The organism is Candidatus Neomarinimicrobiota bacterium, assembly GCA_022567655.1.
Classification (GTDB): Bacteria; Fidelibacterota; SORT01; order SORT01; family SORT01; genus JADFGO01.
Genome location: JADFGO010000086.1, coordinates 1 through 8,588, shown reverse-complemented (window position 1 = coordinate 8,588; position 8,588 = coordinate 1). Strand labels below are relative to the sequence as shown.

The window sequence follows — 8,588 nt, the reverse complement described above, 5'->3', positions numbered from 1 at the left end:
ATCCGATCTGCACAAGATACGAGTGCCTACACTCACTATAGGCGGCGCATACGATACGATGGATCCGGAACATATGAAGTGGATGGCGAGTGAAGTCAATCACGGAAGATACCTGCACTGTCCGAACGGGAGTCACCTTGCGATGTATGACGACCAACAAATTTACTTCGCGGGATTGATAGATTTCATTAAAGATGTGGACAGAGGAGATTTCTGAGAGTTTCAGATATTCGCCGGTAAATTCGAGCTTAGGTTCAGAGAACGTCTCCCAGGGATTCACAAATTTGTTCTCATTACCCTTTTAGTTAGAAACATTATATAACTGATTACGTAAAACAAACGATTATTTTACTTGTTTGGATGCATGAATTCTAAATCTAATGAGGAGATTCTATGTCGAATTCCAACGATGAAAAATCCATTTACGTGGAGGTAACCGTCCCGGCGAATCCTGAAGAGGTCTGGAACGCATGGACTACGGAGGAAGGAATTAAATCGTTTTTTGCGCCGGAATGTAATATAGAACTAAAAGTTGGAGGCGCTTATGAGTTGCTATTCGATCTCGAAGCCGAACCCGGAAGTCAGGGAAGCGAGGGAATGATTATAATGGCGTTTCAACCAAATAAGATGCTTTCTTTTACATGGAACGCTCCCCCCTCATATCCGAACATAAGAGGGCAGATGACGCATGTAGTTCTTCGTTTATCAGAAGAAGGAGAAAAATCAACTAAACTCAGATTGTTCCATGACGGTTGGGGAAGCGGGGAAGAATGGGATCAGGTTTATCATTACTTTGATGTTGCCTGGAAAGAAGTCGTCTTGAAACGGTTGATATATATGTTCGAGACAGGCCCTGTTGACTGGGATGATCTTCCCTTCAGTATTGTATAAAATGAATTAGATGAGTATAAAGGGAGTTAATTCCATTCCCTTATTCGAATTCCCCTTGTCCCTTAGGTCAGAACCTGATATATTCTTTCTGTTCTCTTTATAAATATGAAGCAGTTGATTGTCTCCAATCATGATAATAAAGGGGAAAGATGAACAAATATCCGAATAATCATTCAATATCAAAAACATTGGGGTGTGCCGGGAACATCCCGAGAAAAAATACAAATAGGAAAGATTGAAAGGAGGCAAAGATGGAACAAGAAGACAAAAATACGTTTATTAGTCCAGCAGGTGCAATTATTGCTGCAATTTGTTTTTTCCTTCCGTGGATAAAATTTTCATGTGCAGGCCAAACAAAGTACGCTTCCGGTGCAGACCTTGGCGGAATTTATTGGGTAGTTTTTATATCTGCATTAGCAATAATTGGTGCGTTTTTCTTTTTTAGAAGTCAAAGGCAAGTTGGAAAGTCAAAAGTTATTACAATCCTCAGCTCAATAGTTGCTCTGGGAGTTATGGTTTTCAAATACGTTAATTTTACTAATGGCATGGAAACCGAGTTTGGAACAATCAAACCCGAAGATATTGGTTTGGAAATTCAGTTTGGTGGTATTGGGACATTGCTTGGCTTTGTAGTAGCACTAATAGGCTCACAGTTTTTGAAGTCAATAGATTAAGACACATTACAATACTTCATAAAGTGTGATGAAAAGATAGAGAGCGATTCATTGTTTTGTCCAGAGTGTGGCACGAAAGTAGAGAAAGATGAGTGATGAAAAGTGATCGCTAAAGTTTACGGCGGCGGCGCTGCTGCAGCGTCAGCATCAGAATCCTCCGAAGAATAACAGAGATTCGCTGACACTACAATCGTTTTATTTACCGGTCAGTTAACCGGTTTCAATTAAATCAGGTTAATCCCCGGAAAAGAGTCCGATTTGATGATTAAATCCGGATCGGATGAGTCTATCTATTTCGTCACCTATTTTGTATAATCTTTTATAATGACGTTTGTTTTAAGTCAGATCAAAGAGGGTTAATTTGAGTCAGGAAAAAAGCATACGAGCGATCATCTGGGATTATGACGGCACACTCGTGGATTCACGTCAAAAAAATCTTAACGTAACAAGAAAAATTATCGAAAAAGTATCGGGAAAAGAGGCGGACACATTTTCTCTGTTGCAATCAATGGAAACTTATCAAAAGGTAACAATGGAGATGATGAATTGGAGAGAATTTTATAGAGATCAATTTCAATTAACCGAAGATCAAATTGATGAAGCAGGTGGATTATGGACTAAATTTCAGCTTTCGGATGAAACACCGGTAACCGTGTATAGGGGAATTCACGAGGTAATCAGTTCTGCGGGTGAATTTCCCCAGGGAATAGTATCTCAAAATTCCAAAAGCAACGTGATGAGGCAATTGGAAATGGAAAACCTATCCAGACATTTTAGTTCAATCATCGGTTACGAAGAGGTCGGATTAAACAATCAAAAACCTCATCCCGAAGGTCTGTTAAAATGTATGGAGCAGTTATTTGATATGAAAGAGGGGAGTATCTTTTACATCGGGGATCATGAGACCGACATATTGTGCGCCAGAAATACAAATGAAGCCTTAAAAGACTCAGGAACGAATTTGAATGTGATCACTATCGGAGCTTTATACGGCACGGGAACTCAAACCGATAACTGGAGCGTTCAACCGGATTATGTCGCTCGAACGGTAGGAGACCTATTGGAATATTTCTCTTAAAAACCCTCCATCCTCACTTGATCGGTAAATCGCTGAAGCTTCTCTTCATCTAACTTCGAATCTGTCCTCACACCGCTGCAAACGTCAACGCCATATGGCTTGACAGTTTTAATCGCGTCAGCGATGTTATCGGGATTAAGCCCTCCTGCCAACCAGACGGGTATATCGACCGAATCAACTATCTTCCTGCTTAGTTTCCAGTCATGAGTTCTCCCTGTGCCGCCTAATTCTTTGACGGCGGAGGAAGTATTACCCGAATCGAGGAGTAAAGCGTCGACTTCCGGAGCGATGGATATCGCTTCTTCAACTGATTCTTCGCCCGTAACATGAATGACCTGCACGATCTTGATGCCGGGTAATGTCTCACGCAGGTCGCTATAAGTGCCCGTGACAAGCCGGTCACACAACTGTAACGTATTTACCTTGCAGCGCTTTTGCTGTTTTATTATGGAGGCGGCAGCTTGTTTACTCGTCAGAAGAAACGTGGAAATTGAAGCCGGTATATTTGAGGCAATTCTTGAGATAAGATCTTCCGGAATTACACCGGGTCCACCCGGCATTTCAGAGACGAGCCCGATCGCTGAGGCTCCGTAACGGATCGCTGACTTAGCCTCTTCAACGGAACTGATACAGCATATTTTGATCCTTGGTGTCATAAAAAATAAGTATAAGGTTTCTATTCACAAACAGTCAAAGAGAATTGTGAAGCTTGCAAATAGGTGAAAAAAATCCGGAATAATTTCGACCTAATTTTATCTCTTGACACTGTATTTTCTGCTTAATACATTTTGAATACTTCATGCTACAATGTTTATAAACGTAATTAGGGGGGCAATAGGATGCCGCCAAAATCGAATCTTGCACAATTTAAAGGAGTGAGACTATGAAATCATTGACAATTATTATAATATCATGCTTGATAACGATAAGTTCGGTATATGTTGAAACTGCCTATGGACAAGGGCTGACGACCGCAAGCTTAAACGGCATGGTTACCGATGAAAACGGTGATCCGTTAGCCGGCGCCAACGTTGTTGCGGTTCACGAACCGAGCGGTACACAATACGGTGCGGCGGTGAGGAGTGGAGGTTTCTACGATATCCTCAACTTACGAGTAGGCGGTCCATACACTGTAAAGGCGACGTTTATCGGATATACAGAAAGTTCGCAAGGAGATATATACCTAAATCTCGGTCAAGCAGCCAGAATAGACCTGCAGCTGTCACAGGAGGCTATCGAGGTCAGCGGAGTAGTGGTTACGGCAGAATTGGATCCTGTTATGAATAGCGGGAGAACAGGTGCGGCAACCTACATCAGTTCCGATCAGGTTGAGCAGATGCCTTCAGTCAAAAGAAGCATTAGGGATCTTACACGGTTGGATCCGCGAAGTGACGGTAATTACAGTTTCGGCGGAAGAAACTGGCTCTACAATAATATCTCTCTCGACGGTTCATACTTTAACAATCCTTTCGGATTGGATGACCCGGCGGTTGGTGGTCAGGCTAACGCCGAACCGGTTCCGTTCGATGCGATTGAACAGGTGCAGGTTTCGATAGCGCCTTTTGACGTCCGCGAAGGAGGATTTACCGGAGCGGGTATAAACACGGTGACCAAAAGCGGCACGAATCAATTCAAGGGTTCAATCTATAGTTACTTCAGGAACGCAAGTTTTGTGGGTAACCAGGTTGGAGATGTGGTACTATTTGATGATAAACCAGATTTGTCATTTAATCAGTCCGGATTTACATACAGCGGGCCTATATCGAAAAATAAGCTTTTCTTCTTTTTAAATTTTGAGCGGGTAAGAAGGGAAGATCCGGGCACAAACTATAAAGCTAATGAAAATTCTCGGGTTGACGCTGCCACTATGGATGCTATCAGGAAAACTATGATAGATGTTTACGGGTATGAAACGGGTCCATATCAGGGCTATACCCACCAGACGAACAATGACAAGGTCCTTCTAAAATTAGATTGGAACGTGAATTCAAATCATAACGCGACTTTCCGCGTGAATATATTGGACGCTATGCGCGAGCAGGGTCCACACCCGTTCGTGCTGAGTTTCGCTAATACCGGACGCGGACCTAATTCATCGAGTCTGCCGTTCCAAAATTCCGGATATACAATCAACAACGATTTGCAGTCATATATGTTTGAACTGAACAGCGCATTCGGCGGAAAATCCGCTAATAAGTTCTTCTTCAGTTACAACAGATTCCGCGATTTCAGGCAACCGTTCAGCGCTGATTTCCCGACCATAGAAATTGGTGAAGAAGGCGTAACGTATACAACGGTCGGACATGAACCGTTCTCGATTCATAATATACTCGATCAGGACGTTCTCCAGATAACTAACAACTACAGTTATTTTTCCGGTAAGCACGTTTACACAGCGGGTGTAAGTTATGAGAGGTTCAGCTTCTTTAACTCGTTTAACATATTCCGGCATGGTGTGTTCTTCTTGCCGGATTTTCTTGATTTTCTTGGAATTGGAGCGACTACATTCTCGTCTGTAGATGGTTTCAATGCTAAAACAAATCCTGACTCAGCGAACTTCTATGATTTTAATGCGCTGATAGGATCGGGTCCTTTTAAGGGCGAGCAGATAGACGTGTCCCAGTTCGCAGTGTACGCTCAGGATGAATTCCAGATGTCCGAGGCACTGAAATTGACATACGGTCTGCGAGTAGATATTCCGATATACGAAACCACGCCTATAGAAAATCCGTTTTCAACAGGATTAACACTTCTTGATGAAAATGACGAGCCGGAAGTCGTTGACCAGGCGAAACTGCCCGGTTCAACGCCGCTCTATTCTCCACGCATCGGATTTAACTATGATGTGAATAACGATAGGTCATTCCAGATTCGAGGAGGAACCGGTGTGTTTACGGGTCGTGTGCCGTTTGTATGGATAGGAAACGTTATCTCCAATCCGGGAGCCAATCCTAATCTCTTTAGCCCATTTGGAGGCCCCATTACCGCCGATGAGAATGTCATCGATGATGGTTCAGGTCGTCATGAGGAAGGAAAATCGGTGCTTCAACAGTCATTTGACGTGAATGGGATGGTAGATGATTTCAAATGGCCTCAGGTATGGACTACAGACCTCGCAGTTGACAAGCAATTGCCCGGCAATATGCTCGGGACAATTGAGTTTGTTTACGGTAAGGACTTAAATGCGATCTATATGAGGAACGCTGATTTAGTAAAACCCGTCCGCTTTCTTGAAGACGGGAGACCATACTATACGGATGCGAATGGCAATTTTGAGCTTAATCCGGACGGAGGCGCCGGTGTTTACGTCATAGATAACACAAATGAAGGGTTCAACATGACACTAACGGGTCAACTTCGGAAAGTGTTTGATAACGGTTTAGCCGGGAGTATCGCCTATACTTATCTGAAAGCCGAGAACAACCTGAAATCTACGGAGATAGCGAGCGTTCTCTGGCAGAATCAGCCGGTTCAAGGAGACCCGAACACACCGATAGTAGGATCATCGGAATTCGGAAATCCCCACCGGATCATAGGGTCGATGAACTACAGGAAGAACTGGACAGGTAGTCAGTCCACCAGTTTCGGGTTGGTATTTGAAATGGCGCAGGGTAACAGATTCTTAGCCTCAGGTGGTAACAGGTATTCGTTCATCTATTCAGGCGACGTAAACGGCGACGGGTACGGCGGAAACGATCTTATCTATATCCCAATAGATCAAAGCGACATAGTCCTTGCTGATGCAGGTGATTGGGCTGCTCTCAATGCGTTCATAGAGCAAGATGATTACCTGAGCAAAAACAGAGGAAAAATTGCCGAGCGTATGGGAGCTATAAATCCATGGTATACGAATATCGATCTTCGCACTCTCCATGATTTTTCATTCGGAGAACGGACACTGCAATTTAGCCTTGATATCAGTAACGTGATGAACCTCATAAGCTCAAGTTGGGGTGTCAGACAGATTGCAAGCCCGGCTGCAACCTCTCCATTGACGTTGATAGGATTTGTCGACGGTGCCGGAGAACCGATCTTAGACTTTACGGGTCCGTCAGAAACGTATGTTGACGACCTTAGTTTGTTCTCTCGCTGGCAGGTACAAGTTGGACTGAAATTATTCTTTTAGTCTGAATCAGAGAGAATAACACGGAACTGAAGAGGCTCCCAATTTTTTGGGAGCCTTTTTATTGGAACATGATCGATACTGATTGATATCTACCGGCTGCACGGAATAAATAACGTCTTTTTCTGTGTGGTATCACACGATTTGACAGCTTATCTTATCTCTCTTATTATCAAGGAATAGTTATGAAATTTATTTTTCTTATTTGTACAGGAATATTGCCAAGCGTATTTGCGGTGAACGCATTCGCTCAGATAAGCGGCATATCCAATTCCAAGATCGTGATTCCTGCATCAGGGACCGTACCGGCGGGAACGTTCGAATTCGAGCCGGCGTTCGAGGTCTTCAGGAGTAATCAGAAATGGGATCAAGACGGGAACTTGTTCAATTTAAATAGCAGAACAACTGAATCCGCCCTCGGTTTCAGGTTAACAGCCGGGTTCAAGCATAACATAGAAGCTGGATTGATCGTCCCGCAGGACGCGTCATCTCTGAATTTCGGACTAAAATGGCAGTTCCGGAGCGGCGGCGACGCCTCATTAGCTCTCCAATCAGGAATAAACTTCGATACGAAAAGCGGTGTGAGATCGAATGAAGCAAAAACGGCGAAAATCATCGGCAGCGGGTTGGTATTGACGTACATAATCTCTGAAAAGGTGGCTGTCGATTCGGATTTCACCATTTCATATCATTCAAACGATATGGAAGACGAACCTGTAAATTGGTCGAATACGCTGAATATCGGGATCGGTTATTTTTTGCATGAGAATTTTCAAGGCATTGTAGAGCTTAACTCAGCCTGGGCTCGATTTGTCAATTCCGGTTCAACATCAAAGACAAGCGGGGTATTCGGTTTTACTTATAACGCGAGCGAGTTGACGAAGGTCATAATGGGAGTGAAATACGGTTTATTCGGCTCAAATAACGATAAAGGGATCGCATATATAGGGGCATTTACGTTTGTTATTTAATAAATTATTCACAGAAAAAAATTGTTTATGTATTTAATTAAGCGAGGAGAAAAGTAATGACGGTCGAATCAATAACAAGCTTTATACACATTCTTGCGGGAGTCACCTGGGTCGGAGGAATTATTTACATGGTTCTTGTACTTCTGCCGTCTCTCGGAGCGATCGAACCGGCAAGCGCCGGAGCGCTGATGGGCGCTCAGCAGTTCCTGAAGGTCGACCCGCGGCATCACCGCCCCTTCGACCGCTACCACCAGATCCCACGCGCTCGTGCCTCCGGCATCTCGCACGCAACCCGCAGGACCGCGCGGCGCCACATCCTCAACGTAATCGATGTTGAGCCCGGGTGCCGCGTCGCGCCCCACATGTTTCTGTATCACGTCAGTCTGACTGTTCGCGCAAATGCTCACATTGCTCACCCCTGCGTCACGCAGCCAGGTAAGCACATGACAGATCACGGGGCGCCCCATGATCGGCCAGAGCGAGCGTGGCAACCTTCCATCAACCATGTCCACACGCCATGGGTGTTCCCCGGCCAGGATCACGCCCTTAACCCCGCGCCGGCCACTTCCATCGTGATTGCGATCCGAAGAGCCCCGTACCCGACGAGCACGGCCTTCACGGTCCGCACCGGCCGCTCTTTTACTTATCGCCGTCTCAATTGACATTGTGCTTCGTTCCCACCTCCAACGGCCTCTGCCTGCGCCGATCCGCGCCGGCGGCACTTTGACCTGTGGAAAGAGATGTGCTGGCCTGCCCTAACGCTCGAGGCATTCCGCAGTCACGCTCAGGCGACAGGTCCACTTTCCACTCCACCGACGCGCTGCGCCCGGTTCCACAACGCGCCGTACAGA

General features: G+C 44.9%; 9 protein-coding genes. 7 read left to right on the top strand and 2 right to left on the bottom strand.

Translation table 11 applies throughout. From position 1 onward, the window contains the following. From IID12_08515 to IID12_08495, 5 genes are all read left to right on the top strand, one after another. A partial coding sequence (locus IID12_08515; GenBank protein ID MCH8289132.1) for a proline iminopeptidase occupies nt 1-217 on the top strand: 217 nt, incomplete at its 5' end. A gap of 176 nt (nt 218-393) precedes the next feature. After that, a complete protein-coding gene (locus IID12_08510; GenBank protein ID MCH8289131.1) occupies nt 394-891 on the top strand; it encodes an SRPBCC domain-containing protein in 498 nt (165 codons plus the stop codon). 251 nt (nt 892-1,142) lie between these two features. Then, nucleotides 1,143-1,565 carry a hypothetical protein gene (locus IID12_08505; protein ID MCH8289130.1) on the top strand — a complete coding sequence of 141 codons (423 nt, stop codon included), beginning with the start codon at nt 1,143-1,145 and terminating at the stop codon, nt 1,563-1,565. Between the two features lie 18 nt (nt 1,566-1,583). Then, the gene (locus IID12_08500) at nt 1,584-1,661 is read left to right on the top strand and encodes a zinc-ribbon domain-containing protein (protein ID MCH8289129.1); all 78 of its coding nucleotides are present in this window, start codon (nt 1,584-1,586) and stop codon (nt 1,659-1,661) included. A 265-nt stretch (nt 1,662-1,926) separates the two neighbouring features. Further along, nucleotides 1,927-2,643, top strand: a complete 717-nt coding sequence (locus IID12_08495) for an HAD family hydrolase (GenBank protein ID MCH8289128.1) — start codon at nt 1,927-1,929, stop codon at nt 2,641-2,643. Here the strand turns inward: IID12_08495 and IID12_08490 are convergent. After that, nucleotides 2,640-3,299 (bottom strand): phosphoribosylanthranilate isomerase, encoded by a 660-nt coding sequence (locus tag IID12_08490; protein MCH8289127.1) that lies wholly within the window; start codon nt 3,297-3,299, stop codon nt 2,640-2,642. The two genes, IID12_08495 and IID12_08490, sit on opposite strands and share 4 nt — an antisense overlap. Nucleotides 3,300-3,526: 227 nt before the next feature. On the opposite strand from IID12_08490, the gene IID12_08485 reads away from it, so the two are divergent. Next, nucleotides 3,527-6,769, top strand: coding sequence for a TonB-dependent receptor (locus IID12_08485; GenBank protein MCH8289126.1), 3,243 nt, complete (start codon nt 3,527-3,529; stop codon nt 6,767-6,769). 182 nt (nt 6,770-6,951) lie between these two features. Then, a complete protein-coding gene (locus tag IID12_08480; GenBank protein ID MCH8289125.1) occupies nt 6,952-7,737 on the top strand; it encodes a hypothetical protein in 786 nt (261 codons plus the stop codon). A gap of 68 nt (nt 7,738-7,805) precedes the next feature. Here the strand turns inward: IID12_08480 and IID12_08475 are convergent, their stop codons facing one another. Next, nucleotides 7,806-8,249 (bottom strand): hypothetical protein, encoded by a 444-nt coding sequence (locus tag IID12_08475; GenBank protein ID MCH8289124.1) that lies wholly within the window; start codon nt 8,247-8,249, stop codon nt 7,806-7,808. Nucleotides 8,250-8,588 lie beyond the last annotated feature (339 nt).

What these genes read in the sequence shown, in the direction of transcription:
- IID12_08510 (MCH8289131.1), top strand. Translation starts at nt 394, where the DNA reads ATGTCGAATTCCAACGATGAAAAATCCATTTACGTGGAGGTAACCGTC.
- IID12_08505 (MCH8289130.1), top strand. Translation starts at nt 1,143, where the DNA reads ATGGAACAAGAAGACAAAAATACGTTTATTAGTCCAGCAGGTGCAATT.
- IID12_08490 (MCH8289127.1), bottom strand. Translation starts at nt 3,299, where the DNA reads ATGACACCAAGGATCAAAATATGCTGTATCAGTTCCGTTGAAGAGGCT.
- IID12_08485 (MCH8289126.1), top strand. Translation starts at nt 3,527, where the DNA reads ATGAAATCATTGACAATTATTATAATATCATGCTTGATAACGATAAGT.
- IID12_08480 (MCH8289125.1), top strand. Translation starts at nt 6,952, where the DNA reads ATGAAATTTATTTTTCTTATTTGTACAGGAATATTGCCAAGCGTATTT.